This is a genomic window from Telluribacter roseus, assembly GCF_017355915.2.
Classification (GTDB): domain Bacteria; phylum Bacteroidota; class Bacteroidia; order Cytophagales; family Spirosomataceae; genus Telluribacter.
Map to the genome: position 1 here is coordinate 565,868 of NZ_JAFEUV020000001.1, position 26,879 is coordinate 592,746.

The window sequence follows — 26,879 nt, forward strand, 5'->3', positions numbered from 1 at the left end:
TGTAGGTGTGAATGGATTAGTGGATGAAGGATGTCTCTTTAAGCAAGACAGGGTTTAATAGAAAAAGCCGGGCAGCTATCGGTAAAATAGCTGCCCGGCTCCTGTTACTGCTTGAACTTTGCTACGAAGATGTCACTACCACTACTGGATGTGAGGGAAGTGATGCCAAAGGTGGCGGTATGTTCGAAGCTTCCTGTGATATAGACGGTACCACTATAATCTATGGCAATGCTTTGGCCGTTGTCATTGCCAGTCCCTCCGGCAGTTTTAGTCCATAGCAAATTTCCATGGCTATCAAATTTTCCAACAAACACATCTGCATCACCATAATGAACCAGGTCGATAACACTTCCACTTGGTCCTGACCCTTGCCTAGGATAGGGAACATAAGTGAGTTGTGGAGATGAATTAAAGCTGATTAAGTATACATTTTCATCTTTATCTACGGCTATATCTTCACCTCTATATTGCATACCAATTGTACCTAAGAAATAGGACCACTGTCTTTCTCCATTCGTATTGTATTTAGCAAAATAGATCTGACTATCGAACCGATATTCAACCATTTGTCCCGTAACGTAGGCATTACCATTCTTATCTACTGCGATAGCGGTTCCAGATCCCCCAACATCACCCTGCTGAGCCCAAATCACCTCTCCGGTGTTGCTGTATTTGGCAGTAAATATTTCTTGTCTACTACCAGAGGTAAGTGTTGTGGTACCAAAATCAGCAGTTCCTCTGAAGTACCCTGTTATATATGCGTTACCACTTTCATCTACGGCAACACCACGACCACCTCCATTAAAATCAGTTCCTCCTGCCTGCTGGGCCCATAGTACATCACCATTGCTATTGTACTTGGTGATAAATACAGAAGTGTATAAATCACTGCTACCTCGGGAGGTAAGGGAGGTAGAACCAAAGGTGGCTGTACCATTGAAAGATCCGGTCACGTATACATTGCCGACCTCATCCGCCGCAATACCATTGCCAATATCGCTAGTGAAAGGGTAATCTGAGCTACTACCTTCGTTGCGGCCCCACTGTGCTTCACCGCTGCTGTTAAGTTTGACTGTGAATATATCGGCTCCTCCGCGTGAATTAAGAATTACAGTGCCAAACGTAATTCTGCCCCGGAAGCTCCCGGTGAGGTATACGTTGCCGCTGGCATCAACCGTCATGCCTCCAATGCTGGATGAACTGGTAGCTGTCGGCTGCTGGACCCACAGTATTTCGCCGGTAGGGCTGTACTTCGCTATGAAAATAGTAACACCACCGGCTGGTGAGGTGAGGGATTTGGAGCCGAAGATGGCCGACTGGGTGAAGTACCCGGCTACATATACGTTGCCACTATGATCGGTGGCAATATGCTCGCCCTGATCAGAAGCCGCTCCTCCGGCACGCCAGGCCATGACGTCTTCGGGATGCGGTTCCAGATTGTGATCCTGACAGCCTGTTACAAAGGCTATGAGTAGTGAGGTCAGTAGAATGGCTACTTTTTTCATGGGGTAGTTGTGTAAGTATGGATGGAGTATAGAATGTCCTGTGGAATGAACAAAAAGCAGGAGGGGCTTCTACCTCTGGGTAGTAGCCCCTCCTGTTACCTTACTCTTTATACGTAGCCACAAATATGTCAGTCAGGCCCGCAGAGGTCAGGCTGGTACCCGCTATGGTGGTGGTACCTTCGAAGGTACCCAAGAGGTGGATAATTCCTCCCTCACTTAATATATTTTCACGGGAAGAATCATTTTGGGGACCTCCTTCCTGTACTATCCATTTAAACGACCCATTTTTATCATATTTGACCAGGAAGATGTCATACCCTCCACGGGAGGTAAGTGTTTGTCCTTCAATAGTGATGGTGCCACTAAATGTGTCCGTTACGTAGTAGTCACCATTCCTGTTAAAAGTTACCTTAGTATAAGTCGGATGACTCCCAACAGGAATACCTTTGTGCCATTCTGCCTCGCCATTGCTGTTAAGCTTTGTAACAACAGCACCGGTTTGTACATAGCTGTTACCAGCTTCATCTACTCCAATGTTTCTTGCCTCACCAAATGTTAATGCTTGACGTACTGCTGTAACCCACTGTCGGGTTCCGTCAGGCGCGAATTTTGCAGCAAAGGAGGTTGCCCCGGTAACATTGATACCGTCAAATGTAGAACCGGAATCTGTAACGCCGGAGACAAATACGTTACCCGCCTGATCCAGGGCTAAACCTAAACCATAATCTGTCCTGTCCCCTGCTAAGTGCTTAACCCACTGCAAGGTTCCGTCCTTATTTACCTTGAGCAGAAAGCCATCCTCAAAGCCGCCAGGTTTAGCAGACTGTGGCCTTGAAGCGAATTCGATTCCCCCAAAATCCACTGTTCCCGAAAACCAGCCGGTTATATAGGTGTTTCCGGCACCATCAGTAACTAAGTCAATGGGAATCATGATACTTGTGAAGGTGCGATCGCCGGTATTAGCCGTAGTAGCAAGTATCCATCTCAGAGTGCCATCGTTGGTATAGCTGGCAAGGTATACCTCATTCTCACCGGATTGTCCAAAGTCGGCTTTACTACCCAGGCGCTGCGCGGCTACGTAGACGTTACCACTCGCATCAACGCCAACAAAATGTCCCGCTGGATCGAGAACTGGTCTTAGATTCTTCCTCCATTGTAGTACTCCACTGCTGGTGTATTTACCAATGAAAGTTCCATCAAGATTTCCTGTCAAAAACAGATTGCCCTGAGCGTCCCGGGCAATATTGTAAGATTGATCACTTCCTGTTCCTCCGGTTCGCCAGGCTCCAAGTGCCTGAATTGTACCGGATGGGGGAGGTTCAAATACGTGATCCTGGCAGCCTGATGCTAGAGCCACCGTTAACGAGGTCAGTAGAATGGCTACTTTTTTCATTGTGTAGTTGAGTAAGTGTGAATGGAGTATAGAATGTCATGTGGAATGAATAAAAAACAGGAGGGCTACTACCCTGATGTAGAAGCCCTCCTGTTACCTTACTCCTTATACGTAGCTACAAATATATCGGTCTGTCCAGCGGAGGTCAGACTGGTACCCGCTATGGTGGTGGTACCTTCGAAGTAACCCAGCAGGTGAATGACGCCTCCTTCACCCAGCACAATTTTCCTTGCCGTTTCGTTTTGAGGCCCTCCTTCCTGTACTACCCATTTTAAAGAACCATACTTATCATATTTGACCAGAAACACGTCATACCCTCCACGGGAGGTAAGTGTTTGTCCTTCAATAGTGATGGTGCCACTAAAGGTATCTGTTACATAGTAGTCGCCATCGGTATTAAAAGCTATGTCTTCGTTGGCCTCGTTGAAATAGAATGATGCAGAGGGAATTCCTTTGTGCCATTCTGCCTCTCCACCGCTGTTAAGTTTTGTAACGACAGCACCGGTTCCTACATAGCTATTACCGGATGCATCTACGCCAATATGTCTTCCATGTCCAAAGCTGGCCTGGCGAACAGCGGTTATCCATTGCCGTGTACCGTCGGGTGTGTACTTAATGGCAAAGGAGGTTGTTCCGGTAACAGTAATGCCCCCAAACGTAGAGCCTGAATTAGTAAAGCCGGAGACAAATACGTTACCTGCCTGATCCAGGGCTACATCTAAACCTGAATCTGTCCTGTTCCCTGCTAACTGCCTGACCCACTGCAAGGCACCATCCTTGTTTACCTTGAGCAGAAAGCCATCCTCAAAGCCGCCAATTTTATCAGCCTGAGCTCTTGAAGTAAGTTCGATTCCGCCAAAATCGACAGTTTCTGAAAACCAGCCGGTCATATAAGTATTGCCAGCATCATCAGCAATAAAGCCAAGGGGATGCAAAGAGCCTTTGCCCGTATTAGCGGAAGTAGAAAGTATCCACCGGAGGGTGCCATCGTTGGTGTAGCTGGCAAGATATACCTCATCCACACCGGATTGTCCAAAGTCGGCTCTACTACCCAGGCCACGTCCGGCTACGTAAATGTTTCCACTTGCATCAAGAGCTATAAGTTGCCCAGAGGGGTCCACAACCCTTTTTAATTCATTCCTCCACTGCTGGCTTCCACTGCTATTGTATTTGGCCACAAAGGGCACGGTCTGCCTACCGGTAAGGTAAAGGTACCCCTGTGAGTCGCGAGCCATATAGTTGGGAATATCAGACTCTGTACTTCCCGTTCTCCAGGCTCCTAGTGTCTGAAGGGTACCGGATGGGGGAGGCTCAAAAACGTGATCCTGACAACCTGTCAAAAAGGCTATGAGTAGTGAGGTTAGTAAGATTGCAGTTTTTTTCATAATGTAATTGAATAGGTATGAATAAATTATTGGACTAGGACGCCTCATCAAGTACTATTGGGCATAACAGAAAAAGCCCGGCAGCTACTGGTTGGAATAGCTGCCGGACTTTTCTGTATTACTTGAATTTAGCTACAAATACATCAATATCACCGCTGGATGTAAGGGTAGTGGTACCAAAAGTAGCGGTGCCTGGAAAGTATCCTGTTGTGTACGCCGTACCCTGCTCATCTACGGCAATGCCAAGTCCGACGTCGTCACCAGGACCTCCGGCACTTCGGGCCCAGTACAGATTTCCATTGTTGTCAAACTTTACTACAATGATATCGTCATCACCATAATGAACTATGTCTATATCAACACTTACCAATCCTGAGCTCGTTCTTTTGCCGATTCCGATTTGTGAACCATGAGTTCTACCTATCACATATACATTTCCATTTTTATCTACGGCTATATCTGCTCCATATTCTGTTCCACCCATTCTGCCTATGAACCCGGACCATTGTATTTCACCGGTAGTAGTATATTTAGCAATATGTATATCTGGAGTGAACGCACCTATGTAAATTGTTCCCGTGACATAGACATTCCCACTTCCATCTACTGCGATTCCGGACCCGAAACTACCCATACCACTTTCCTGCCGGACCCAGAGAGCCTCACCGGCGCTGTTGTATTTAACAACGAATAAATTAGAATCAGTAGCTCTGGAATGTGCTACTGCGGTAAGTGTAAATGCGCCAAAGGTAGCAGTTCCTGTGAAGGACCCTATTATATATGCGTTACCGTTTTCATCTACGGCAATATCACTTACACCATCTGAATCTGTTCCTCCTGCCTGCTGGGCCCATAGTATATCCCCATTGCTGTTGTATTTAGCTATAAATACATCGTTGCTACCTCGGGAGGTAAGGGTGGTAGTGCCAAAAGTGGCGGTACTCTGAAAGCTACCGGTGACATAGGGGTTCCCGCCTCTATCTAAGGCAATACCATATCCAGAGTCAAAGTTTGTGCCGCCAGCATTCCTTGCCCATTGTACCTCTCCGTTGGTGCTGTACTTACTAATGAATATATCCCGTTCTCCGGTAGAGGTAAGCGAAAGGGTACCAAAGGTGGCGGTACCTGAGATGTACCCTGTGATGTAGAAATTACCCTGTTCATCTAACGTAATACCATACCCCTGGTCAGCGAGAGGCCCTCCGGCTTGTTTAGCCCATAATACATCCCCTTTATTGTTGTACTTGACGATGAATATGTCTGATATGCCATTGGAGATGAGAGTAGTAGAGCCAAAGGTAGCAGTGCCGGTAAAACCTCCTGTGACATATACGTTGCCGCTCTGATCTACAGCAATATCTTGTCCTGAATCTCCGGCGGGACCTCCCGCCCGCCAAGCCATGACGTCTTCGGGATGAGGTTCGAGATTGTGATCCTGACAGCCTGATACAAAGGCCATAAGTAGTGAGGTCAGTAGAATTATGACTTTTTTCATGGGGGAATAGGTATAGATGGATAAAGAGTAGAACCTAGTATAAACCAGACATACAATTGCATCAGTAGTAGTGTGTATAAGCCGAAAAGCGATAAGGCTACTGCCAATGGATAGCGACCTTATCGCTTCTGAGTATTACTGATCATACCTGACAATGAAGATCTCAGAGTTTCCTGCCGAGCTGAGAGAGGTGCCGGCTAAGGTAGTAGTACTATTGAAAGTGCCCGTTACGTATAGCTCCCCACGGGCTCCCGGATCAACACGGATCCCGTAGTCGTTCTGACGGCCTCCTTCCCGCTTCATCCAGACCAGACCCCCACTCCGGTTGAGTTTAGCCAGAAATACATCCGTTCCTCCGCTGGAAGTCAGGGTAAGGCCTTCCACGTTCAGGGTACCTTCGAAGCTTCCTGTTATATACACACCCCCATCAGCACTGGCAGCGATATCGTAGATGGAGGCATTGCCAAGCTGCCTGTTCCACTGGACTACCCCACTGCTGTTGAGCCAGGAAATTACATTGCCCGATTTGACAAAGCTGTTACCAGCCTCATCTACCGTAATTTTATCCCCACGCGCGGGCGAGTTTCGTCGTACGCCTGTGGCCCATTGCAATGTACCATCGGTCGCAAACTTGGTGGCGTATGAATCATTTGAAAAGTAGAACTGGATATCGCCAAAGCGGGCAGGGTGGGAAGTGGAGTAGCCGGAGGCATATACATTACCGGCCTTATCTACCGCTACGCTATTGCCAACATCTATCTGAGCACCGCCTACCTTTCTAACCCACAGAAATACGCCATCGGTATTTAGCTTGGCTATAAAGGCATCTTCACGTCCGCCGATTTTGATTTCACTGGAAGTGGCCGTAAGAGGTATGTCGCCAAACAGTACTGTTCCTTCAAACAAACCCGTCAGATATACAAAGCCACTTTCATCTGCTTCAATACCAAAGGCAGGGCTTGCATTGAACACAGAATGGGGGGAGCTTACCTGCCGTACCCAAAGGACATCTCCGCTGCTAGTGTACTTTACGAGGTAGAAACCCTCACCTGTCAGTGTAGTTCCGTCAAAAGTCGCAGAGCCGTTGAACCCGCCTGTTGCATATAAGTTGCCGTTTCCATCAACTGCAACGCCAAAAATATTGGCAGACCTGTTAGATTCCACCATTCGAACCCACTGGGCTTCGCCGGTAGCGTTGTACTTAGCAATAAACGTGTGTGTTTCCTGATCAGGTTTTGTGATGGTGATGTGACCAAAGTGTGCGGTCCCACGGAAGGTCCCGCTTATAAAAGAATTTCCGTTTCTGTCTACGGCGAAATCCTGAATGGAGGAGTTAGGCCCTCCGGCTTTCCATGCCAGGCCGTTACTGGGGGGATCATTGGGGGAAGGTTCCAGATTATGGTCCTGACAAGCAATCAAAACTACTAGTAACGAAGAGACCAGTAGAATAGCGACTTTCTTCATAGAGGTGTAGTTATATTTAAAAGTTGATTATAGATCTAGTGTTTATGATTTGCTGAGCTAATTAGCAATTGAAGCAGAAAGCTCTGACACAGACTTTCTGGTACAAGTACCACCTAAGAACCAGCTCGATCATATCGAGACCTGCCTGATCGGCCTTAGAGGTAAAGGAGTAGATAGAGGAGGGGCACGTTAATAGTCTAACCGCTGTACCTGTTTTAGTCCGGCGGTTAGGCTAGTTGACTGTAAATAACCCAATTAATTCAATGAGGAACAAAAAATGCATAATAAGTTTTTACTAATTTTATCTTACGGTACTAAGGTTACATTTTATTGCCACTGACTGATAGTCAATGATTTGCTTGCGAAAAGCCTTTGGCAGTACCAGGAGTACCCGCTGTCCCTTCTTTTAGTAGTGTAGGGCTGTTGTAATTGCTAACAACGTGTATATTTGACGCATTATCTCCTGATCATAGGGGATCTTTACCTTTAAGCGATAAGTATACATATGACAAGATGCTACTCCTGCCTGATGGGCCTGGTTTTACTGCTTGCTCTGCCCTTCACCACGCTGGGGCAGCAGGCGGGTATGGAAAATGCGGTTACTCCCCGGATGCGGGTGATTATTGACAATGATTTCAGTGGTGATCCGGACGGATTGTTCCAGTTGGCGCACCTGTTGCTATCCCCGTCGGTGGAGGTAAGGGCCATCGTGGGTTCGCACCTGAGAGTAGGGGATGGATTTGACCCTTCCAAAGTCCAGGCCGACAATGCGGCCAAAAAAGCCAGAGAACTGGTACAGCTAATGGGTGGTAAAAGTAACATCCCCATTATAGCCGGATCAAATACAGCCATGCCCAACGACAGTACTCCCGTAAAAAGTGAGGCAGTCAACTTCATTATAAAAGAAGCCTTACGGACTGATACCAAACAGCCACTGTATGTACTGTGCGGAGCCGGACTTACCGAGATAGCATCGGCTCTGCTGACTTCGCCCCAGATTGCCGGCAAGCTGACGGTGGTCTGGATTGGCGGGCCGGAGTACAGCGATCTGGCCTTTCCTCCCCCTAATTATTCAAGTCCTGAGTACAATCTGAACATCGACATACCGGCGGCCCGGGCGGTATTTAACCGTTCGGCGGTGCCGGTGTGGCAGGTACCCCGCAATGCCTACCGGCAGGCTCTGCTGCCCTATTCGCAGCTCTTACTAAAGGTAAAGCCGCACGGTAAGGTAGGTAGTTACCTGACGGAAGTAATCGAAGGCCTGATGACCCGACTGTCGAAGTATGGCCTGAACATTGGCGAAACGTACGTTATGGGTGATAGCCCGCTGGTGTTGCTGACGGCGCTACAGTCATCCTTTGAGGCCGATCCGTCGTCCAGTGAGTATGTAGTCCGGATGTCCCCCCGGATCAACCAACAGGGAGCCTATGAACATAATCACCAGGGACGGCCCATCCGGGTATACACCCGTCTGGACATTAATCTCATGTTCAACGACTTTTTTGCCAAGCTGGAGCTGATGAACAGGTAGGGGGGAGACTGATACTATGGATTAAACGAAGGTTGATAGCCTAATATACAAGGATAGGGATATTGCCTTGTGCAGCTAAGCCATGTACATCTGAAACGATTTAGCCAATATCAGGTTCAAAAAGCTGGTAGGGCTTTGTTTAAATGGAGGAAGACGTATATACTTGTGGAAACATTCCACCTCTATTCCACTTCATGAAAAAGTTACTACTCCTGCTTGCCCCTGTGCTGGCTCTATTTTCCCTGTCCGGTTGTGCTACTCTTTTTTCCGGAACTACTCAGGTAGTTCGTATTGAATCCAGCCCTCCGGGAGCCCTGGTAGAGATTAACGGCGTTTCGCACGGTACTACCCCTGCTGCCGTTCCAATGAAGAAAAACCTGAGCCAACCTTCGGTGGTCCTGACCAAAGAGGGGTATCAGTCCAAAGTATTTTCCCCCTCGTCGACCTTTGATGTAGTGAGTATTCTCAACATATTTTTCTGGCCGGGATTTGCTATCGATGCAGTAACCGGGGCAATGATGAAATACGATCAACTGCTTTATAAGGTAACGCTGGAGCCTAGCCCTAAGGCGTCTGCGTCCAATTAACCTTTTGGCTGATAAGATATATCAGGAGGTACCAGCTGTTATAAGTTGGTACCTCTTTTTTGTTAGGGGCAAACAGGCAGGGGAAACACAGGTGCAACAAAAAAGCCCAAACACTTTCGTATTTGAGCTTTTCAAGTTTCTCTGGCGGTCCGGACGGGACTCGAACCCGCGACCCCATGCGTGACAGGCATGTATTCTAACCAGCTGAACTACCGGACCAGAGTATGTACTATTTACTTTTGTTTCAGGATAAAAAAACGCGTAGCTGATGGTGCTAAGCGCTTCTTTCTCTGGCGGTCCGGACGGGACTCGAACCCGCGACCCCATGCGTGACAGGCATGTATTCTAACCAGCTGAACTACCGGACCAGAGTATGTATCTTTTGATTTTGCTGTGTGTAACAGTGAAATCGTGGTGCAAAAGTATGCGGTTGAACTATACCACGCAAGCGTCTTCAGGAAAAAAAATCAAATATTTCCGAATGGGTTGATAGTCAGGTATCATTTTTTTGTGGGTTGCAGTTTTTTATTTTTGCCCCGTATCATCACCCACTTTATGACTCAACTTAAAGATTTCATCAGGGAGCTGGAGGCGCTGGCGCCGCCCATCTACCAGGAAAATTACGATAATTCGGGGCTCATCGTAGGTGATCCCGGCATGGAGGTACAGGGCGTACTGTTTGCGCTGGATTCGACGGAGGCCGTGGTGGACGAAGCCATCCAGCGGGGCTGTAACGTGGTAGTCGCGCACCACCCGATTGTATTCAAAGGCCTCAAAAGACTAACCGGCCGTACCTATATAGAGCGCACCGTAATCAAGGCCATTAAGCATGATGTGGCCATCTACGCCATCCATACCAACCTCGACAACGTAGCCAATGGTGTCAACTGGATGATCGCCAGAAGGCTCGGCCTACAGAACCTTCGGGTGCTGGCTCCCAAGCGTCAGCAGCTGATGAAGTTGACCTTCTTTGTACCCGTCGACGACACCGAAAAGGTACTGGACGCGGTATTTGCCGCCGGAGCCGGACAGATCGGCGACTACTCACGCTGCAGCTTCCGACTGACGGGGACGGGGGCCTTCCGTCCGGGCGAAGGGGCCAACCCTACCATCGGGGAGCGGGGGGAGGATGAGGAAGTACAGGAGAACCGGGTGGAGGTGATGTTGCCTATCTATCTGGAGAAGCCCGTCATACAGGCACTTCGCAAGGCGCATCCCTACGAAGAGGTATCGTTTTACATTAATACCCTCGAAAACGAAAACCAGGAGATAGGCTCCGGTGCCGTGGGTGACCTTCCCGAGCCCATTACGACGGCTGAGTTTCTGGTTATGCTCAAGAAGAACATGCATACGCCCGTGATCAAACATACGGCGCCGGTACACGATACCGTTCGCCGGATAGCGGTCTGTGGGGGAGCCGGTAGCTTTCTGTTGCCGAATGCGCTGGCGGCCGGAGCGGATGCTTTTGTAACGGCCGACTTCAAGTACCACGAATTTTTTGATGCCGATAATAAGATACTAATCTGCGATATTGGGCATTATGAAAGCGAAGTGTACACGAAAGAAGTACTTTGCCACTATTTATCAGAAAAATTTGGTAATTTTGCGCTCTGTTTGTCGGAAGTAAATACCAATCCGGTCAGGTATTTTACGTAAAATTGCCGGTTGTTCCATTTCTTCCGCCCAGAATACTACCGTAACAGTCCGTAAAGACATACATGGAAAATACAATCGCCCAAAAATTAGACGCTCTCGTACAGCTTCAGGAAATCGATTCAAAGCTGGACGAAATATTAAAGATTCGTGGTGACCTGCCCGAAGAAGTTCGTGATCTGGAAGATGAAATTATAGGTTTCGAAACCCGGATGAGTAAGTTCAAAAACGAGATTGACGCGCTTAACTCGGAGATTGATAACCTGAAAGGTGCTCAGAAAGACTCCGAAAAGCTGATTGCTAAATACAAGGATCAGCAGATGAACGTGCGTAACAACCGCGAGTACGATGCCATCACGAAGGAGATCGAGCTGCAGGAACTGGATATGCAACTGGCGGATAAGAAGATCAACGAAGCCAAGGCCCGTATTCGCCTCATCGAGGAGGATGCTGATCGTACCAGAGCTACTCTGAACGAGCGCCAGGAAGACCTGAAGGCGAAGAAGCAGGAGCTATCGGTAATTACCGGTGAGAGCCAGGAAGAGGAGAATCGTCTGATTGCGGAGCGTGAGAAGCACATAAAGAAAATTGAAGAGCGTCTGCTAAGAAGCTACGACCGTATCCGTGGCAACTCCATGAACGGACTGGCCGTAGTACCCGTATCGCGCGGAGCCTGCGGAGGCTGCTTTAATATCGTACCTCCCCAGCGCCAGGCAGATATCCGTGAGCACAAGAAGATCATCGTGTGTGAGCACTGCGGACGTATCTTTGCCGGTGTGGAGAGCAGCGGAGAGCCGGTAGGCCGCCGATAAGCCTACGCTATAAAAGACTTGTAAAAGGTTGCCTTCGGGCAGCCTTTTTGCTTTTAGGGCGGTATGTTACAAAACCTAATCAGCCGGAATAGCGTATTTAGTATACCGACACCCGGACCTACCAATGAAAACGTACTTCTTCATACTACTTACCAGTCTTTACCTGTTTGTAAGCGGGGGAGGGGAGGTGCGTGCCGAAAGTGAAGCTCCGGACGCTGCTTTTAATTTTACTCCACGTCTGCAGCTGGCTTACTTCGAGATCCAGAAGCTGCGACTGGAGGCAGGGCGCAGTCTGATCGCTCAGGAGCGTAGCCAGCATCCGGCTAATGGCGTACTCCTGTACCTGGATAACTACGCCGATATGTACTACCTGCTCATATCGGAAGATAAGGCCGCTTTCAACCGGCTGCTCCCGCAGGAAGAGGCCCGGCTGGCGGCCCTGTCGCGGCTGCCGGGTTCGTCGCCCTTTCAGCGGTTGCTTATGGCGGAAGTCAGGCTGCACTGGGCCTTTGCCAAGCTCAAGTTTGGGAGTGAGGTGAGTGCCTGCTGGGACATCATCAAAGCCTACCGCCTGCTGGACGAAAACAGTAAGAAGTTTCCCACCTTCGTGCCGACCTACAAATCGCTGGGCCTGCTGCACGTCCTGATCGGCTCGGTACCTGAGAACTACGCCTGGGTGACCCGAATCCTGGGGCTGAAAGGAAATGTACGGGAAGGACTGAAAGAGCTGCAGCTCGTCCAGCAGAAGGACGAACTCTTCCGGCAGGAAAGCCAGCTTATTGATATTCTGCTGCATGCCTTTACGCTGCAGCTGAGCCCTGCTCAGTTGCAGACCCTCCGGCAGCTACCCACCCGCCATCCTGACAACCTGCTGCTGCATTTCTTCGGGGCGTCGGTACTTATGAAGGAAGGGCGCAGTGAAGATGCCCTCGCCATCCTTAAGAAAGCCCCCACCGGTGGTGACTACACGGACTTTCCCTTCCTCCATTACATGCGGGGCGAAATCCTGTTACAGAAGGGGCAGTACCGCGAAGCCTTTGCGCTGTACAGCCGGTTTCAGCGGGAGTTTAGAGGGGCCAACTTTGTTAAGGACAGCTACTTTAAGCAGTTTCTGTGCCGGTGGCTGGCTGAGGATGAAAAAGGGGCGGAGGAGATGCTGGCCCGGGTAAAAAAAGTGGGGGCTACCATTGTGGAGTCGGATCAGTACGCTATGAAGTTTGCAGAGCGCTACGCTGCCGGTACCATCAGTGATCAGCAGAAAGTACTGCTCAGAGCCCGCTACGCTACCGACGGTGGCTACCTCAAAGAAGCGCTGGAAGGGCTAGAAACTTACCGCGAAAGTACCTTTAGAGCAGTGGGCGACCGGGCCGAGTTTAACTACCGCAAAGGACGCATCCTCCAGAAGATGGGGCAGGAGGAGCAGGCGGTGCCGTACTTTAACCGCTGCGTCGAACTTACCCGCAATACCAACCTGTATTTTGGAGCCTCATCGGCTCTGCAGCTGGGATACATATACCGGGAAAAGCGTCAGAAGGAGCAGGCCATTGCCTCGTTTCGGCTGGCCATGACCTATAAGAAGCACGAGTACAAAAACAGCATTGACAACAAAGCCCGGGCTGCCCTGACCGAACTGGGTGTATAGTCCGTAGATACAACACACACCAAAGAAAGGAGGAAGATTATGTCAAAGGATAACTACCTGCCTTCCCGCAAGATCCTGAGCTGGGCGGAGGAGGATCGTCCGCGTGAGAAGCTACTTCAGCGGGGCAAGGCCGCCCTGACCGACGCCGAACTCATCGCCATCCTGATCGGATCGGGTACCGTAGATCAGTCGGCGGTGGATGTCGCTAAGCTGATCCTGGGCTCGGCCAACAACAACCTTAACGAGCTGGCCCGGCAGGGCATCAATGAGCTGAAAAAGATCAAAGGAATAGGGGAGGCCAAGGCCATTACCATCGTGGCGGCGCTTGAGCTGGGCCGTAGGAGAAAAGAGAGCGAAGTACCCCGCCGCCGGCGTATTACCAGCTCTAACGATGCCTACGAAGAGATGAAGCCCTACCTGCTGGATAAGCCGCACGAGGAGTTCTGGATCCTGCTGCTGAACCGCGCCAACGAAGTACTCAGGCCGGTACTGATCAGTACCGGAGGGGTAGCGGGTACGGTGGCCGACCCCAAGCTGATATTTAAGCACGCGCTGGAGCACTTGGCGAGCTCGATGATCCTGTTTCACAACCATCCTTCCGGCAACCTTACCCCCAGCCAGGCCGATAAGGACCTGACCCGAAAACTAAAAGAGGCAGGCCGAGTGCTCGACCTGCCCGTTCTGGACCATTTGATATTTACGGATAGCAGCTATTACAGCTTTGCTGACGAAGGTCTCCTGTAGTACCTAGAAGATCTGTTCGCGGCGGATGATGCCTTCCACTTCGGAGTACGGAATGGTAAACTCAATAGGTCCGCGCGCGTAGGCAGCTATCTCGTAAGGATTATACAGTAGCACTACTCCCTCGTGGGTAAAGGCGATGTTGGCCGGTAGAAAAAACTGGTTGCCGGGTAAGAAATAGCCGTACTCCTGGAGGCTGGCGCGAGCCGGAAGCCGTTCGTGTTTGCGAAAGGCCACTTCGGCCTTTTGCAGGAGCTGGGTGGTATCCCGTATAAAGGTAGTCAGCTGCCGGGGGCGTCCATTCTGCCGGTCAAAAATATAGTAGCCCGTATGGGTATTGGGGTGTGCCCCACCCGTGAATGAATACTGGTCGAGCCGGTATACTACCACTTTGGGGGTAGTCATGACGGTATCACCTTCCACTTCGATAGCCCAGCATCCGGTAGACTCAGGAAAATCATTCTTGAAATCGCGGTAGGTACTCGCAAATGCCTCAAATGCCTCCTCTATATGGGTACCCGCCCGTTTTTCGGCCTCTATGTACGTACTGTCCGTAAAGGAATTCAGTAGCTTTACCACGGAGCCCCGGATGAATTTCGTCAGGTTCTGCGGCGCATCCTGCGGGTCATTATCTTCATCCGGCGTAGGTTCCAGATACTTTACCTGCGCAGTCACACCTCCTCTGCCAGTAGTGTCACATTCGCCATAACTGGTCTGATAGTAGGTGGCATCCTGAAAATTCAGCCCGTCCGTTTCCGGAGATTGCACTGTATTTTCATTGTAGGTAGTAGTACATGCTGCCAGTAATATCGCAATAAGAGAATATATACAGATTCCGTAATGTTTCATTAGACACGTTTTCCTTCACACATTCTCTGCGCATCCTATAAGCTCATCAGTTCTTTGAACCGTATGGCCTGTCGGCGAGAGATTTCAATGCGGTCCCCGCCCTGCAAAGTTACAAGGAGTCCGCCACTAAACCAGGGTTCTATCTTTTCGATCCACTGCAGGTTGATGATATGCTTCCGGTTGGCTCTGAAGTACGTATTTGGGTCCAGACGCTCTTCCAGACTGTTCAACGATTTGAGTACCAGGGGCTTTTGATCATCAAAATGCAGACGTACGTAGTTGCCCATCGACTCAAATAAACGAATTTTACTTAACTTAACAAACCAGCACTTCTCTCCGTCCTTTACAAACACCTGGTCATTCTCGCCTAATACCTTCTCTGTACGCTCGTGGGGCACATCCGACCCTTCAACCGGTGCCTGATTTTCTTCAACCCGATTAATTGCGTCGCGGAGCCGGTCAGCGTCAATGGGCTTGAGTAGGTAGTCGAGCGCGTTAAATTCAAACGCCTTGATGGCGTACTCGTCGTAGGCGGTCGTAAATATTACCTCGGGGGCCTTGCCCTCGATGGAAGAGAGGAGCTCAAAGCCATTTTTGCCGGGCATCTGTATATCCAGAAACAGCAGCTCCGGCTGCAGCTCATCAATCATGACCAGGGCTTCGTCGGCGTTGGAGGCTTCACCGACTATTTCTATTTTGGAATGGATTTCAAGTAAACGTTTCAGTTCATTGCGGGCTAGGCGTTCGTCGTCAACGATAAGCGTCTTCATGGCGGTACGATTAGGTAAGTGTATGTGTTTAGGGTGTTTACTGTTTTACTGTTTCCTGAGGAGCGGTGGTTTTTTCATCCGAGTAGCGCTGCAGGCCATCCGATAGCATAGGTATCACTACTTCAGCACAGACGGTCTTTTCGTCTTCCTGAAACAGCCGGAAACTGGCCTCTTTCCCGTACAGGATCGACAGGCGCTCCGCTGTGTTCTGCAGGCCTACTCCACCGCTCTGGTCGTCCGTATTCTTTTCGCAGAGCGTACCCGTGTTACGGATCCGGATCACCAGCATCTGATTCTCGATGGTAGTCGCTACTTCCAGCATACCGCCACCCATTACCTTGGATACTCCGTGCTTGATGCCGTTTTCGACCAGCGTCTGCAGCATCATGGGAGGTACCTGCCAGAATATGCTCTGCGGGTCAGCCTTGATAGAATGGCGGAGCCGCTCTTCGTAGCGTACCTTTTCCAGCTCGAGGTAGTCTTCAACGGTTTTCAGCTCCTCCCGTAGTTCTACGGTCTTACGGCGGTCAGCCAGCAGCGAATTTCGTAAAATATTGGATAACTGCGTAATACTATGCTGGGCTTTGGCCGGATCTTCCGAAACGAGGGCCCTGATACTGTTGAGAGCGTTGAACGTAAAGTGGGGGTTCAGCTGGGAGCGAAGTACCTTGGCCTCGGCCTCGCGCATGGATGTCTTGAGCATGATTTTCTCGAGCTCAGCCAGGCGGTTCTGCTCCACGTAGTGGTATATTGTATAAGACAGGATCCAGGCCAGCAGATTTTTGCACCAGGTAGAAAGGTACCCCCAGAATACAAAAGGCTGATTGACGAGCTGTTCGGCCAGGATCTGCCGGTCCAGAGGCAGGTTGACAATGGTCATGATAAAGCCTAAGATCAGTACCGAAAGGGCTACCCTGAATACCAGCTTGTGCACCGGCAGGGCCGTCCAGTTCCAGCGGCGGATCACCAGCCGGTAGGTATGCGTCAGGGTGATGCCCAGGAGGATATTGGCAATGGCCAGAAAGAGGGTTTTGGAGTCAAAGCCATACTCCACCGTGTAGAGCAGAAACTCGTACATGACCAGGGCTGTCCAGCCGGAAATTTGAAGTGTCCAGTAAATGCGGGTTTTGGACATTGAATTTGCCACTAGTTATTGCTTTACGTAAGCAGTAGCAAGGCCAGAGCCCGGCAGTCTGCGGGTAGTCTACATGATAAATATAGGTCCAATGTAAGTACATCCCACTACATGAGTGGGAGTAATTACACCAATGGGAGCCACCGTCCACAAACGGTTACTAGAAGTTATTAGGAATTTCGAGGGTCAGCAGATGGGTAATGTCGTTGGAAAGCTCCAGCGTGAACCGTTTTTCTACGTACGAATAGGTAAGCTTGTACAGACACAGGTTACTGTGCTCGTAGCGGTCCATTTCGCTGAGTGGCTCGTCAAACAGGGTAGTCAGCAGAATACGGATCGCGCGCCCGTGCATGGCAATCAGCACAGTACGCTCTTCCGGACGTGAAAGGATCAGATCAATCACCGGAATCTGCCGCTCCCGTACCTGTACCGGACTCTCACCTTCCTCGGCGGGCAGGTCTACATCGCCGTTGCGCCAGGCCAGCACCAGGTTGCGGTAGTAGTCGTTGTCCATGGTGTTGGGCGTACGTCCCTCGCGGTTGCCCCAGCTGATCTCGTTGAGTCCGGCGTGCGATTCGTAAGGTATACCCATATCAATAAACCCCTGCACTGACTGCTGGGTACGTTTGAGAGCTGAGGTATAAATCTTATCAAATGGTACGTGTTGGTAGGCATCAAAAAAAGCCTGAGCCTGTGCTCTTCCCCAGCTATTCAGGTCGGCATCTATGAGGCTTCCCTGTACCACTCCATTTCGGTTATAGTCGGTCTCTCCGTGGCGGATCAGATATATGGACTTATTTTTCAAAATTTTGTAATATTTATAGAGACGGGTTGTTAAAAACCTTATTCTTTGCTTACTTGGCAAATACAAATTTAGATATTTTTTAGATATGTTTAATACTTCTGTATCAATTGATTTCCTACAATCACTGGATAAAGATACCATCGCGCGGCATCTGGGTATTGAATATCTGGAGGTGGGGGAGGACTACATCGTAGCCCGTATGCCGGTAGACCACCGCACCCACCAGCCGTTCGGCATCCTGCACGGCGGGGCCTCGGTAGTACTGGCGGAGTCGCTGGGAAGTGTAGCTTCGTACCTGACACTGAAAGACCCGGAGAAGCAGCGGGCCGTCGGGCTGGAGATCAACGCCAACCACGTCAGGCCGGTCCAGTCGGGCTACGTGTACGGCAGGGTGACGCCCATACACGTAGGGCGCACGACGCATCTGTGGGAGATCCGGATCACCAATGAAGAAAACAAACTCGTTTGTATAAGTCGCCTGACGGTGGCTGTGGTAGATGCAAATCGCGGATGAAGTGAAACAAAATACTCTCCACAAAATGTTATATCTGTAAGCAGAAAGAGGATACCTTTACTGGTAAATGTACAATCTGAACCACTTAGTCAGCCCTCTTTACGTACTAGATTGACATAGTCACTGATGATTGATAGTAATCGTACAAATAGTAATACTACAACGGGGGTGTGCCTTCGGGCCGAAGCCCTCTGGGAAGCCGCTCTGAATCTGGGTTTTCCGGCTGCCATGTGGCGGCTCCCGCATCAGGAGCAGGTAAGGCTGCTGGTTGCGGTGACAGAAGGAGTGAGTCGACGCCAGCCCGACCTGGAAGCTCTTCCGGCCGGATTTATAGTCAGTCCTTTCATGGTACCGGATTCACAGGAAGTACTGTTTCTGGAAGGAGATATTCTTTTCACCGTTTTACCCGATGAGCAGGTAAAAGAGGTAGAATCAAAACTGGGGGAGGAGCATCCGTCAATAAAGCAACTACTAGATACGGCTCACGAAATCCAGTTTAAGGGAACAGATACCGCCCATTCCCCCCTAAGTACCGGACTCTATACACGGGCCTCTGCCCGGACTAACCAGCAGGAACGATTCAAAAGAGCCGTTGCACTGGCCGTTGAGGCTATCCGTCAGGAGCAGTTCGATAAGGTGGTACTTTCACGAACGAGAGAGCTGACCTATAACGAAGATTTTCGTCCGGTGAAGGCTTTTACCAAACTGGCCGCTGCTTATCCTTCCGCTTTTATTTCGCTGGTGTACTTACCCGAGCAACGGGAAACCTGGCTGGGCGCGTCACCCGAGACACTGGTATCAACCGACGCGCAGGGGATATTCCGCACGGCCTCGCTGGCGGGTACCCAGGTAGCCCGTACAGCATCCGGCGAACTACTGCCGAAGGGGGAGGTACGCTGGGGACAAAAAGAAATAGAAGAGCAGGCGCTGGTAAGCCGCTATATCGTGGAGTGCTTTAAGAAGATACGTCTGCGTGAGTACCTGGAGAAAGGCCCCAAGACTGTACAGGCCGGTAACCTGTACCACCTGCGTACCGATTTTGAGGTAGATACGCAGGCTGTAAACTTTCAGGGACTTGACAGTGTGATGCTGCGCCTGCTGCACCCAACGTCGGCGGTATGCGGTATGCCCAAAGAGCCTGCGCTACAATTCCTGACCGAAGTAGAGGGCTACGACCGTACCTATTACAGCGGGTACTTGGGGCCGGTTAATGTAGAGCAGGAGTCGCACCTGTTTGTGAACCTGCGCACCATGCGCCTGGCGGATGGTGTAGCTACGGTATACGCCGGAGCGGGTATTACCGAAGACTCCGACCCGCAGCGGGAGTGGGAAGAAACCGAACTGAAATGCCAGACGCTTCTGAGAGTACTTGCTCCCGAGGCCCAGTAAAATCATATAAAGCTTAATAGAAAAGGGTACTCTGCTGAATTAGGGTACCCTTTTCTGTTTTCAATACCGTTGCAGGAGTTCAAGCATTTTCCGGTCCAGCTTTTCGCCTTCAAAGGTTTCGTAGGCTACATCTGTACGTCCGCTGTTTATAAAGCCAAACGAGCCATCCAGGTTCCAGAGGGCCCAGCCCCAGCCGGCTTCCTTCCATAGCTGCAGGTTATCCTCCATCCATTTCAGCGCTACGTCGTGCGGTGTCCGGTTGTAGGCACCCCATTCCCCTACGTGTATGCCTACACCTTTGGCTTCCAGTTCTTTCCAGGGCTTGATGTAGCGCTCACGGAGCAGGTCTTTGTCCCAGTGCGTTTCGCCTATGTCCATGGGCCACTGCGGCGTAGGAAACTTATCGCTTCCGTTCACCCAGTTGGCGTGGTAGTGACTGATCTGCGTGGGATTATAGCCGCGGGTACTCTGTCCCACGTTCAGATCCGCAATGCTGTGTACCGGACCGGTACCCCAGCGGATCCCGTCGGCTATGATGAGTCGCTTCGGTGATACTTTGCGAATGCCTTTTACGAGCATACGTATCACATTAGCGTAGTCCTCTTCGGGTATGTTGGGGGGCTCGTTGATCAGATCAAAACTGACGTCTTTGTTGGATAGCTTGCGGTACCGGCGGGCCAGCGTCTGCCAGTGGTGAATGGCTGCTTTCTGAGCCTGTTCATCCTTCCACAGGTTGAGAGGCTCAGCCGGTGGATTGACGCAGTAGCCGGGTATGCGGTGCAGGTTGAGGTTGACGTGGATCTTGTACTTCTGTCCCCATTCTACGGCCTGGTCTATTTCGCGCAGTACTTTTTCATCCATCTGCATCCACACGGCCGGGTCGGGCTTGGACCAGCACTGGTACGACATCGGCAGCCGCACAAAGTTAAAGCCCCAGTCGCGCATCCAGCGGAAATGGCGCTCCTGATAGGGGCGGTTCTGGGTGGGATTGAATTTCTCTAACAAATTAACCCCCCGCCAGACTGGTAGTTTGGAAGGCTTGGGTTGGGCCTGAACCAGGGCCGGTAAACTGGCCGCGGCGGTGGTGAGTACTAAAAATTGTCGACGATTCATGCTACACTTTTACTGTACTTATACAAAGGTATTTCGGGTAACTTTATACTTTTTCAGGTAAAGATCAGCATTTTTCAAAACCAAACGTAGGGGACTGTAGTAATAAGAGTGACGACTGGATGTACGTGTTAGTACAGAATAGATTGGATATAAGTAGTTTATTTACCTATAACTCCAAAAAGACTCATGAAAAGATTATTCTCAACGGACATTGGCTTAGAAGCGGCGCACGTATGGCTGGCTTTCCTCAGGATAGGTGTAGCAGCACTTATGCTGACCCACGGCATACCCAAACTGATGAAGATAATTAACGGCGAAATGCAGTTTGCCGATCCTTTGGGAATCGGGCCGGAGGTTTCACTCATCCTGGTTACGTTCTCGGAGGCCATATGTTCTATATTAATATTCTTGGGCTTGGGTACCCGCCTGGCGGCAATCACGCTCATAATCAGTTGTTCTGTTGCTGCCTTTGTACAGCATAGCACTGATCCTTTTAGCGCCAAAGAAATGCTGCTGTTGTACATACTCATCTACCTGACGCTACTGGTCTTGGGTGGAGGTAAGTACTCGGTAGACTCCCTGATCAACCCACCCAGAAGGAGAAGGTAGTCGTTGCTTAATCCCCCGCTGGATGCATCTGGTAGTACCACACGACTATTTACAAGAATAGTAGGCTATCTTTGTAGCCAATCAATGTTAGATGGAATATGCTGTTTATAGGAAAATATAACACCCTTACCGTATTGCGCCGGACCAGCGTTGGGCTGTTTCTGGGTGATGTGGAGGGGGAAGAAGTACTACTGCCCAACAAGTACGTCACCGACGACATGGAGGTAGACGAAGACGTCAGGGTATTTGTATATAAAGATTCGGAAGATCGTCCGGTCGCTACCACCGAGACACCCAAGGTGGTCCGTAATGAGTTTGCCTACCTACAGGTAAAGGATGTCAATGAGTATGGGGCTTTTCTGGACTGGGGGCTTGAAAAAGACCTCTTCGTCCCTTTTCGGGAGCAGAACGGTGAGATGCGGGTAGGTGAGTGGTACCTGGTGTACCTGTACCTCGACCGCAAGACCAACCGCCTGTCGGCTTCGGCTAAGATTGGTAAGTTCCTGGACAACAGCCGCCTGATCGTAGACGAAGGGGATGAGGTAGATATTATCATCTGGGAACGTACTGACTTGGGCTACAATGTCATTGTGAACCACTTCCACAAGGGGCTCATCTATGAGAATGAGCTGTTCAGACAGGTGAACATCGGCGATCAGATGAAAGCGTACGTGAAGCGCGTCCGTGAAGAAAATAAGCTGGATATCAGCCTGGAAAAGCAGGGGTACGAGAGTGTTGAACCCAATGCCCAGCGTATCCTGGATGTACTCAAGAAGGAGGGGGGCTTTCTGAACCTGTCGGACAATAGCTCGCCGGAGGAGATAAAGCGCCGGCTGGAAATGAGCAAAAAAACATTCAAAAAAGCCATCGGAGGACTTTATAAACAGGGTATGATCCAGATCCAGGACCAGGGTATCCGCCTGATTTCGGAGGATTGATACTTTCTACAAGTATATAGTATTAAGTCAGATGGAAGACATTAAAAAGGGAGATGCACCGCAGTGCATCTCCCTTTTTGCTTATAGCATAGAGCGTACAGCTTAAAGCGCTAAGCTATTTGCCCAAATCATCCTGCCCGTACTTGTCCTTGTACTTCTGGTACAGGCGCTTGTGCTTGTCGTCCAGGTTTATCTGGGCGCCTTTGATATAGGCTAGCTCTACTACATTGGTACGCATATCCAGAATATCGCCTTTGGCAACGACCAGCGTTGCCAGTTTACCTTTTTCGAGGGAACCTACCTGCTTGTCGACCCCCATGATCTGAGCGGGTATCAGTGTGATCAGCTGCAGGGCTTCTTCTTTGTTGATCTCACCGAAGCCGGCCGCAGTACCCGCCAGGAAGGCCAGGTTACGGGTGCGCCACCATTCGTCGTTGTAGCTGAGGGCTACCTTCACGCCAGCCTTGTGCAGACGTCCGGGCTGCTCGTAAGGCAGGTATACGTCATCGTCGGCGCGGGTAGGCAAACGGTGAATTGGATCCAGTACTACCGGCACGTTGTTGTCCTTGAGGTAAGTGGCTACTTTATAGGCTTCGTCTCCGCCCACAATCACCACCTTCTTCACTCCCAGGTCCTGAGCAAACCGGATAGATTCAACGATGTCCTTGGCGTAACCGGCCCGCACGTACAGGTTGGTACTTCCGTCAAACAGGCCTTTCATGGCGGCCAGGCGCAGGTTCATGGGTGAAGGAGCCTTTTCTTCGGCGTAGGCTTTGGCTTCCACCAGGTGTCGGCGTAGCTCGTTGATTATTTCCTGACGCTTCTCGTTGCGCTTGATGGTGATAGAGAAATCTTCCTGGCTGAAGCTACGGGCCAGGAAAGCGGGCCAGTTGACCCAGATCCCATCATCCTTGCGCAGTACAGCATCCTCCCAGTTCCAGCCGTCTGTGTTGAATACTGATGACGAACCCGAAACCATACCACCCTGGGGGACGGCCTGAGCCATCAGTACCCCCGTGTTACGGATGGTGGGGATGATCTCGGAGTCGGTGTTATAGGCAATCAGCGCCCGTACGTGCGGGTTGATATCGCCTACTTCCTGATAGTCGAGGGTAGCGCGTACCGAGGCCACTTCCTGCAGACCCACGGTAGTACCCATAGCGATCAGACCGGGGAAGATGTGCTTGCCGGCTACGTTAACTACCTCGGTAGCGTTGCGGTCGAAGGTAGTGGCGGAGCCGCCTACGGCGGTAATGACACCTTTATCAAATACAATGATTCCGTTTTCGATCACCTGACCGTTGCCCACGTGGATGGTAGCGCCCGTCAGCGCAATGGGCTTCGACTGCGGATTGGCCGGTGCCGGGTTCTGGGCCTGCATGGACAGCGGAACGAGTGCCAGCAGGGCTAAAAATATCTTTTTCATAGTTGATGTTTTCATCTGGAAATTAGCTTACTCTTTTTCGCCGTGCTCCGCATGGATACCTACCACATCTTCGCAGTGCCACATACGCGTACGGCGGGTCTGCGGAGCCTGGGTGGATGCACCACCGGCTTTGGCTTCCATGGACTTCTGGATCAGGCGAGCCTTTTCCTTCGCAATGGCTTCCTGCTTCTTCTGATCTTCCTGGTAGTCAAAGTAGATAGTACCTTCGATCATGGTGAAGTCAGGACGCGCATAGATGGAAAGCGGGTGGTTGTTCCAGAGTACCAGATCTGCATCTTTACCAGCCTTGATACTACCCATCCGGTTGTCGAGGTGCAGGAGCTTAGCAGGGTTGAGAGTCACCATTTTCCAGGCTTCGATCTCAGATATACCTCCGAACTCTACGGTTTTGGCTGCTTCCTGGTTGAGGCGGCGGGCCATTTCGGCGTCGTCGGAGTTGATGGCTACCGTTACTCCTTCGCGGCTCATGAGGGCTGCGTTGTAGGGGATTGCTTCTTCCACCTCCATCTTGTACGCCCACCAGTCGGCAAAGGTAGATCCTCCCACACCGCGCTCGGCCATCTTATCGGCCAGCTTATAGCCTTCCAGAATGTGGGTCAGGGTATTCACTTTGAAGCCCAGCGAGTCGGCTACGTGCAGCAGCATGTTGATCTCTGACTGTACGTACGAGTGGCAGGTAATAAAGCGCTCGTTCTTGAGGATTTCGGCCAGCGCGTCCAGCTCCAGATCACGGCGGGGAGGTGTTACGCCCGACTTGTTCTTGAGGGCATTGTACTCCTGCCAGGCTTTGGTGTACTCTTTGGCCCGGATGAAGTGGTCATAGTACACCTGCTCTACCCCCATGCGTGTTTGCGGGAAGCGTACCCGGGCTACATCCCCCCAGTTGGCCTGTTTTACGTTTTCACCCAGCGCAAACTTGATGTACTTCGCCTCGGGCAACCACATTTCGGTAGGAGTAGCTCCCCATTTTAGCTTGATCACGGCGCTCTGTCCGCCGATGGCGTTGGCCGATCCGTGCAGGAGTTGTGAGGTAGTCACGCCACCGGCCAGCTGGCGGTAGATGTTGACATCTTCGGAGTTGATGACGTCGCTCATGCGTACTTCGGCCGAGCTGGTCTGAGAGCCTTCGTTCACGGCAAAGAGCGCTATGTGCGAGTGCTCGTCGATGATCCCGTTGGTCAGGTGCTTGCCGGTACCATCAATGGTGCGGGCACCCGCCGGAGCGGTCAGACCTTTGCCGACGCGGGCAATCTTACCATTCTGGATCAGTACATCTGCATTCTGCAGGATACCATCGGCTTCGTTGGTCCAGACGGTGGCATTCTTTACCAGGATCGTCTCCGCCTTTGGCTTTGACTCGTTCCCGAATCCGGCAAACGGATAGATTAGCTTACCCAGTTCTTTGGGCTTGCGTACGGTAGTGTCGGTCTTGGCAACCGGTTCGGTATAGGCTTCGGCCAGCGTCGCTTTCCAGTTCATAGGCATCCCGTCAGGTAGGGTACCTTCCCCCTGTAGTTCACGCGCCGACAACCAGCCCGTCAGACGCACCGTACCGGGATTTTTCTTATCGGGCTGGTACGTGACAGTCATCAGCTGGTTGGTCAGGCTTACCTTCGGCGTAATGGTCACGGAGTCGTTCAGCACCAACTGGTACTCAGGCTTCGATGGGGTACCCGTTACTTTCAGCTTCCCACCCGGCTTGCCGGCAAAGCTGAGGTCGTAGGTACCGCGCAGGTCGGGAGCGTTCATCTCCTTAATGATATACGCCTTGCCTTGTACCCAGTTTTCATAAATCTCACTGCCGTTTTTGAACAAGTCATCGGAGGTAATCAGGAAGTTGGCCAGCATGCCTTTTTTCAGAGCACCTACCTGGTTCTCGGCTTTGATGAGGCGAGCGGGTAGTGTGGTGAGGGCTTCCAAGGCTTTCTCCTTGGGTAGTCCGAACTCAACGGCGGTACGTACGCGGGTCCAGAAGTCAGCTTTGTTTCTCAGGCCGGAGGTAGTCAGCGTGAAAGGTACATTGGCCCTGGCGAGAGCCGCGGGATTGCCGGGGGCCAGTTCCCAATGCTTAAGTTCGGCCAGGGTTACGGCATCCGCATCCCAGGGGTCATTTACGTCAAACGCATCCGGGAAGGCCAGCGGTACTATAAGCGTAGCACCGGTGGCTTTGATTTCATCAATGCGCTGGTACTCGTCACCGCCGCTCCTGATGATATACTGTACTCCAAACTCATCCCCGATCTTATCGGCACGCAGTACGCCCAGCTTGTCAGTAGTTTCGAAGAAGGCGGGCAGGCCCTTGAGCTGACCAAATGCCTTCAGGGACAGGTTGTTTTCCTGATTGCTTCCGCCTTTGGCAAACCAGTCGGCATCGTAGTAGGTCTGGCGGAGCAGGGCCACAGCACCCATCAGGGAGTTGGGGTAGTTTTGGGTGGAGCTGCCTTTATCCAGCGAGTAGTGAGCGGAGGCTGCACCACGGAGTAGTGCCTGGTTGGCTGATTCGTTGGTGAGGGCTACCAGAGCACCACTTCCCCGTACAATGCCATCGTGGTGGTGGGTAAGAACGGTACCGAAGCCAATCTTACGAAGCTCGTCGGCCCTCTTGGTATCTACGGTAAACAGGGTAGCCGCTTCGCTTTCGGGCTGAATGGCCTGGTTCCAGCCGTAGGCTCCCTTCTTGTTGGATTCGAGCTGGGGCGCCGAGCGGAACGACTGACGCGCCTTCTTTACCTCGGGCATCCCGTAGTCTGACTCCAGATCCAGCAACGAGGGGTAGATGTACTTGCCTTTCAGGTCGGTAACTACCGTACCGGCGGGTACTTTTACATTGGTACCTACCTCTTTGATCAGGCCATTTTCGATCAGAAGTGTTCCTTTCTGCAGCGTAGTTTGCGGGTCTACGACAATGGTAGCGTTGGTAAAGGCATATCGCCCCGAACGCTCATCGTAGGCACCATTGCGGGGGAACGTTTGCTGCGCATAGCTAAGAGTCCCGAAAGTTAGCCATGCCGCCAACGTCCATACCAGTTTTCTCATGAAGTGCTTGGGTTTGGTTAAGATTACTTGTTAGTAGCGTAATAATTTTACTAAAATACAAACATA

22 protein-coding genes and 2 tRNA genes are annotated in these 26,879 nt (G+C 50.9%); 10 read left to right on the forward strand and 14 right to left on the reverse strand.

The window, feature by feature from the left end:
• Positions 1-104: 104 nt before the first annotated feature.
• From JTN23_RS02360 to JTN23_RS02380, 5 genes are all read right to left on the reverse strand, one after another.
• A complete protein-coding gene (locus JTN23_RS02360) occupies positions 105-1,505 on the reverse strand; it encodes an SBBP repeat-containing protein (RefSeq protein WP_247232089.1) in 1,401 nt (466 codons plus the stop codon).
• Between the two features lie 100 nt (positions 1,506-1,605).
• The gene (locus tag JTN23_RS02365) at positions 1,606-2,898 is read right to left on the reverse strand and encodes an NHL repeat-containing protein (protein ID WP_247232091.1); all 1,293 of its coding nucleotides are present in this window, start codon (positions 2,896-2,898) and stop codon (positions 1,606-1,608) included.
• A gap of 98 nt (positions 2,899-2,996) precedes the next feature.
• On the reverse strand, positions 2,997-4,283 hold the full coding sequence (locus JTN23_RS02370) for an SBBP repeat-containing protein (RefSeq protein WP_247232092.1): 1,287 nt from the start codon (positions 4,281-4,283) through the stop codon (positions 2,997-2,999).
• A 118-nt stretch (positions 4,284-4,401) separates the two neighbouring features.
• On the reverse strand, positions 4,402-5,778 hold the full coding sequence (locus tag JTN23_RS02375; protein ID WP_247232093.1) for an SBBP repeat-containing protein: 1,377 nt from the start codon (positions 5,776-5,778) through the stop codon (positions 4,402-4,404).
• 135 nt (positions 5,779-5,913) lie between these two features.
• Entirely contained in the window at positions 5,914-7,242 is a 1,329-nt protein-coding gene (locus tag JTN23_RS02380; RefSeq protein ID WP_247232094.1) for an SBBP repeat-containing protein, read from the reverse strand.
• A 505-nt stretch (positions 7,243-7,747) separates the two neighbouring features.
• On the opposite strand from JTN23_RS02380, the gene JTN23_RS02385 reads away from it, so the two are divergent.
• Together JTN23_RS02385 and JTN23_RS02390 are read left to right on the forward strand one after the other, a co-directional pair.
• Positions 7,748-8,773, forward strand: coding sequence for a nucleoside hydrolase (locus JTN23_RS02385; RefSeq protein WP_247232095.1), 1,026 nt, complete (start codon positions 7,748-7,750; stop codon positions 8,771-8,773).
• Positions 8,774-8,967: 194 nt separating this feature from the next.
• Positions 8,968-9,360, forward strand: coding sequence for a PEGA domain-containing protein (locus tag JTN23_RS02390; RefSeq protein WP_247232096.1), 393 nt, complete (start codon positions 8,968-8,970; stop codon positions 9,358-9,360).
• Between the two features lie 142 nt (positions 9,361-9,502).
• Here JTN23_RS02390 and JTN23_RS02395 read toward each other — a convergent pair.
• Both JTN23_RS02395 and JTN23_RS02400 read right to left on the reverse strand, forming a co-directional pair.
• A tRNA-Asp gene (locus tag JTN23_RS02395) sits at positions 9,503-9,579 on the reverse strand.
• A gap of 72 nt (positions 9,580-9,651) precedes the next feature.
• Positions 9,652-9,728 (reverse strand) — tRNA-Asp (locus JTN23_RS02400).
• Positions 9,729-9,915: 187 nt separating this feature from the next.
• Between JTN23_RS02400 and JTN23_RS02405 the strand changes: the two genes are divergently transcribed.
• The 4 genes from JTN23_RS02405 (at position 9,916) to radC (ending at position 14,211) form a co-directional block, all read left to right on the forward strand.
• Entirely contained in the window at positions 9,916-11,016 is a 1,101-nt protein-coding gene (locus tag JTN23_RS02405) for a Nif3-like dinuclear metal center hexameric protein (RefSeq protein WP_247232097.1), read from the forward strand.
• A 62-nt stretch (positions 11,017-11,078) separates the two neighbouring features.
• A complete protein-coding gene (locus JTN23_RS02410; protein ID WP_247232098.1) occupies positions 11,079-11,825 on the forward strand; it encodes a zinc ribbon domain-containing protein in 747 nt (248 codons plus the stop codon).
• A 124-nt stretch (positions 11,826-11,949) separates the two neighbouring features.
• Positions 11,950-13,467: a tetratricopeptide repeat protein gene (locus JTN23_RS02415; RefSeq protein ID WP_247232099.1), complete on the forward strand. Its 1,518-nt coding sequence runs from the start codon at positions 11,950-11,952 to the stop codon at positions 13,465-13,467.
• Between the two features lie 39 nt (positions 13,468-13,506).
• On the forward strand, positions 13,507-14,211 hold the full coding sequence (gene radC / locus JTN23_RS02420; protein WP_247232102.1) for a RadC family protein: 705 nt from the start codon (positions 13,507-13,509) through the stop codon (positions 14,209-14,211).
• A 3-nt stretch (positions 14,212-14,214) separates the two neighbouring features.
• Here the strand turns inward: radC and JTN23_RS02425 are convergent, their stop codons facing one another.
• The 4 genes from JTN23_RS02425 to JTN23_RS02440 all read right to left on the reverse strand — a co-directional run bounded on the left by JTN23_RS02425 (position 14,215) and on the right by JTN23_RS02440 (position 17,767).
• Positions 14,215-14,976 carry a DUF3298 and DUF4163 domain-containing protein gene (locus JTN23_RS02425; protein WP_247232104.1) on the reverse strand — a complete coding sequence of 254 codons (762 nt, stop codon included), beginning with the start codon at positions 14,974-14,976 and terminating at the stop codon, positions 14,215-14,217.
• A gap of 116 nt (positions 14,977-15,092) precedes the next feature.
• On the reverse strand, positions 15,093-15,827 hold the full coding sequence (locus JTN23_RS02430; RefSeq protein ID WP_247232106.1) for a LytR/AlgR family response regulator transcription factor: 735 nt from the start codon (positions 15,825-15,827) through the stop codon (positions 15,093-15,095).
• 37 nt (positions 15,828-15,864) lie between these two features.
• Positions 15,865-16,962 carry a sensor histidine kinase gene (locus JTN23_RS02435; RefSeq protein ID WP_247232109.1) on the reverse strand — a complete coding sequence of 366 codons (1,098 nt, stop codon included), beginning with the start codon at positions 16,960-16,962 and terminating at the stop codon, positions 15,865-15,867.
• Between the two features lie 160 nt (positions 16,963-17,122).
• On the reverse strand, positions 17,123-17,767 hold the full coding sequence (locus JTN23_RS02440) for a histidine phosphatase family protein (protein ID WP_247232111.1): 645 nt from the start codon (positions 17,765-17,767) through the stop codon (positions 17,123-17,125).
• A gap of 85 nt (positions 17,768-17,852) precedes the next feature.
• Here JTN23_RS02440 and JTN23_RS02445 point away from each other — a divergent pair, with 85 nt between their 5' ends.
• Positions 17,853-18,281 carry a hotdog fold thioesterase gene (locus tag JTN23_RS02445; protein ID WP_247232113.1) on the forward strand — a complete coding sequence of 143 codons (429 nt, stop codon included), beginning with the start codon at positions 17,853-17,855 and terminating at the stop codon, positions 18,279-18,281.
• A 126-nt stretch (positions 18,282-18,407) separates the two neighbouring features.
• Positions 18,408-19,670 carry a chorismate-binding protein gene (locus tag JTN23_RS02450; protein WP_247232115.1) on the forward strand — a complete coding sequence of 421 codons (1,263 nt, stop codon included), beginning with the start codon at positions 18,408-18,410 and terminating at the stop codon, positions 19,668-19,670.
• Between the two features lie 60 nt (positions 19,671-19,730).
• Here JTN23_RS02450 and JTN23_RS02455 read toward each other — a convergent pair whose 3' ends face one another.
• Positions 19,731-20,783 (reverse strand): glycoside hydrolase family 5 protein, encoded by a 1,053-nt coding sequence (locus JTN23_RS02455; protein ID WP_247232117.1) that lies wholly within the window; start codon positions 20,781-20,783, stop codon positions 19,731-19,733.
• A 186-nt stretch (positions 20,784-20,969) separates the two neighbouring features.
• Between JTN23_RS02455 and JTN23_RS02460 the strand changes: the two genes are divergently transcribed.
• Entirely contained in the window at positions 20,970-21,392 is a 423-nt protein-coding gene (locus JTN23_RS02460; RefSeq protein ID WP_247232120.1) for a DoxX family protein, read from the forward strand.
• Positions 21,393-21,490: 98 nt separating this feature from the next.
• A complete protein-coding gene (locus JTN23_RS02465) occupies positions 21,491-22,330 on the forward strand; it encodes a CvfB family protein (protein ID WP_247232121.1) in 840 nt (279 codons plus the stop codon).
• A gap of 115 nt (positions 22,331-22,445) precedes the next feature.
• Here the strand turns inward: JTN23_RS02465 and JTN23_RS02470 are convergent, their stop codons facing one another.
• Positions 22,446-23,756 carry an amidohydrolase family protein gene (locus JTN23_RS02470; RefSeq protein ID WP_247232122.1) on the reverse strand — a complete coding sequence of 437 codons (1,311 nt, stop codon included), beginning with the start codon at positions 23,754-23,756 and terminating at the stop codon, positions 22,446-22,448.
• A gap of 27 nt (positions 23,757-23,783) precedes the next feature.
• Positions 23,784-26,813 carry an amidohydrolase family protein gene (locus tag JTN23_RS02475; protein ID WP_247232124.1) on the reverse strand — a complete coding sequence of 1,010 codons (3,030 nt, stop codon included), beginning with the start codon at positions 26,811-26,813 and terminating at the stop codon, positions 23,784-23,786.
• Between the last annotated feature and the right edge of the window lie 66 nt (positions 26,814-26,879).

What these genes read in the sequence shown, in the direction of transcription:
- JTN23_RS02360 (WP_247232089.1), bottom strand. Translation starts at nt 1,505, where the DNA reads ATGAAAAAAGTAGCCATTCTACTGACCTCACTACTCATAGCCTTTGTA.
- JTN23_RS02365 (WP_247232091.1), bottom strand. Translation starts at nt 2,898, where the DNA reads ATGAAAAAAGTAGCCATTCTACTGACCTCGTTAACGGTGGCTCTAGCA.
- JTN23_RS02370 (WP_247232092.1), bottom strand. Translation starts at nt 4,283, where the DNA reads ATGAAAAAAACTGCAATCTTACTAACCTCACTACTCATAGCCTTTTTG.
- JTN23_RS02375 (WP_247232093.1), bottom strand. Translation starts at nt 5,778, where the DNA reads ATGAAAAAAGTCATAATTCTACTGACCTCACTACTTATGGCCTTTGTA.
- JTN23_RS02380 (WP_247232094.1), bottom strand. Translation starts at nt 7,242, where the DNA reads ATGAAGAAAGTCGCTATTCTACTGGTCTCTTCGTTACTAGTAGTTTTG.
- JTN23_RS02385 (WP_247232095.1), top strand. Translation starts at nt 7,748, where the DNA reads ATGACAAGATGCTACTCCTGCCTGATGGGCCTGGTTTTACTGCTTGCT.
- JTN23_RS02390 (WP_247232096.1), top strand. Translation starts at nt 8,968, where the DNA reads ATGAAAAAGTTACTACTCCTGCTTGCCCCTGTGCTGGCTCTATTTTCC.
- JTN23_RS02405 (WP_247232097.1), top strand. Translation starts at nt 9,916, where the DNA reads ATGACTCAACTTAAAGATTTCATCAGGGAGCTGGAGGCGCTGGCGCCG.
- JTN23_RS02410 (WP_247232098.1), top strand. Translation starts at nt 11,079, where the DNA reads ATGGAAAATACAATCGCCCAAAAATTAGACGCTCTCGTACAGCTTCAG.
- JTN23_RS02415 (WP_247232099.1), top strand. Translation starts at nt 11,950, where the DNA reads ATGAAAACGTACTTCTTCATACTACTTACCAGTCTTTACCTGTTTGTA.
- radC (WP_247232102.1), top strand. Translation starts at nt 13,507, where the DNA reads ATGTCAAAGGATAACTACCTGCCTTCCCGCAAGATCCTGAGCTGGGCG.
- JTN23_RS02430 (WP_247232106.1), bottom strand. Translation starts at nt 15,827, where the DNA reads ATGAAGACGCTTATCGTTGACGACGAACGCCTAGCCCGCAATGAACTG.
- JTN23_RS02435 (WP_247232109.1), bottom strand. Translation starts at nt 16,962, where the DNA reads ATGTCCAAAACCCGCATTTACTGGACACTTCAAATTTCCGGCTGGACA.
- JTN23_RS02445 (WP_247232113.1), top strand. Translation starts at nt 17,853, where the DNA reads ATGTTTAATACTTCTGTATCAATTGATTTCCTACAATCACTGGATAAA.
- JTN23_RS02450 (WP_247232115.1), top strand. Translation starts at nt 18,408, where the DNA reads ATGATTGATAGTAATCGTACAAATAGTAATACTACAACGGGGGTGTGC.
- JTN23_RS02455 (WP_247232117.1), bottom strand. Translation starts at nt 20,783, where the DNA reads ATGAATCGTCGACAATTTTTAGTACTCACCACCGCCGCGGCCAGTTTA.
- JTN23_RS02460 (WP_247232120.1), top strand. Translation starts at nt 20,970, where the DNA reads ATGAAAAGATTATTCTCAACGGACATTGGCTTAGAAGCGGCGCACGTA.
- JTN23_RS02465 (WP_247232121.1), top strand. Translation starts at nt 21,491, where the DNA reads ATGCTGTTTATAGGAAAATATAACACCCTTACCGTATTGCGCCGGACC.
- JTN23_RS02470 (WP_247232122.1), bottom strand. Translation starts at nt 23,756, where the DNA reads ATGAAAAAGATATTTTTAGCCCTGCTGGCACTCGTTCCGCTGTCCATG.
- JTN23_RS02475 (WP_247232124.1), bottom strand. Translation starts at nt 26,813, where the DNA reads ATGAGAAAACTGGTATGGACGTTGGCGGCATGGCTAACTTTCGGGACT.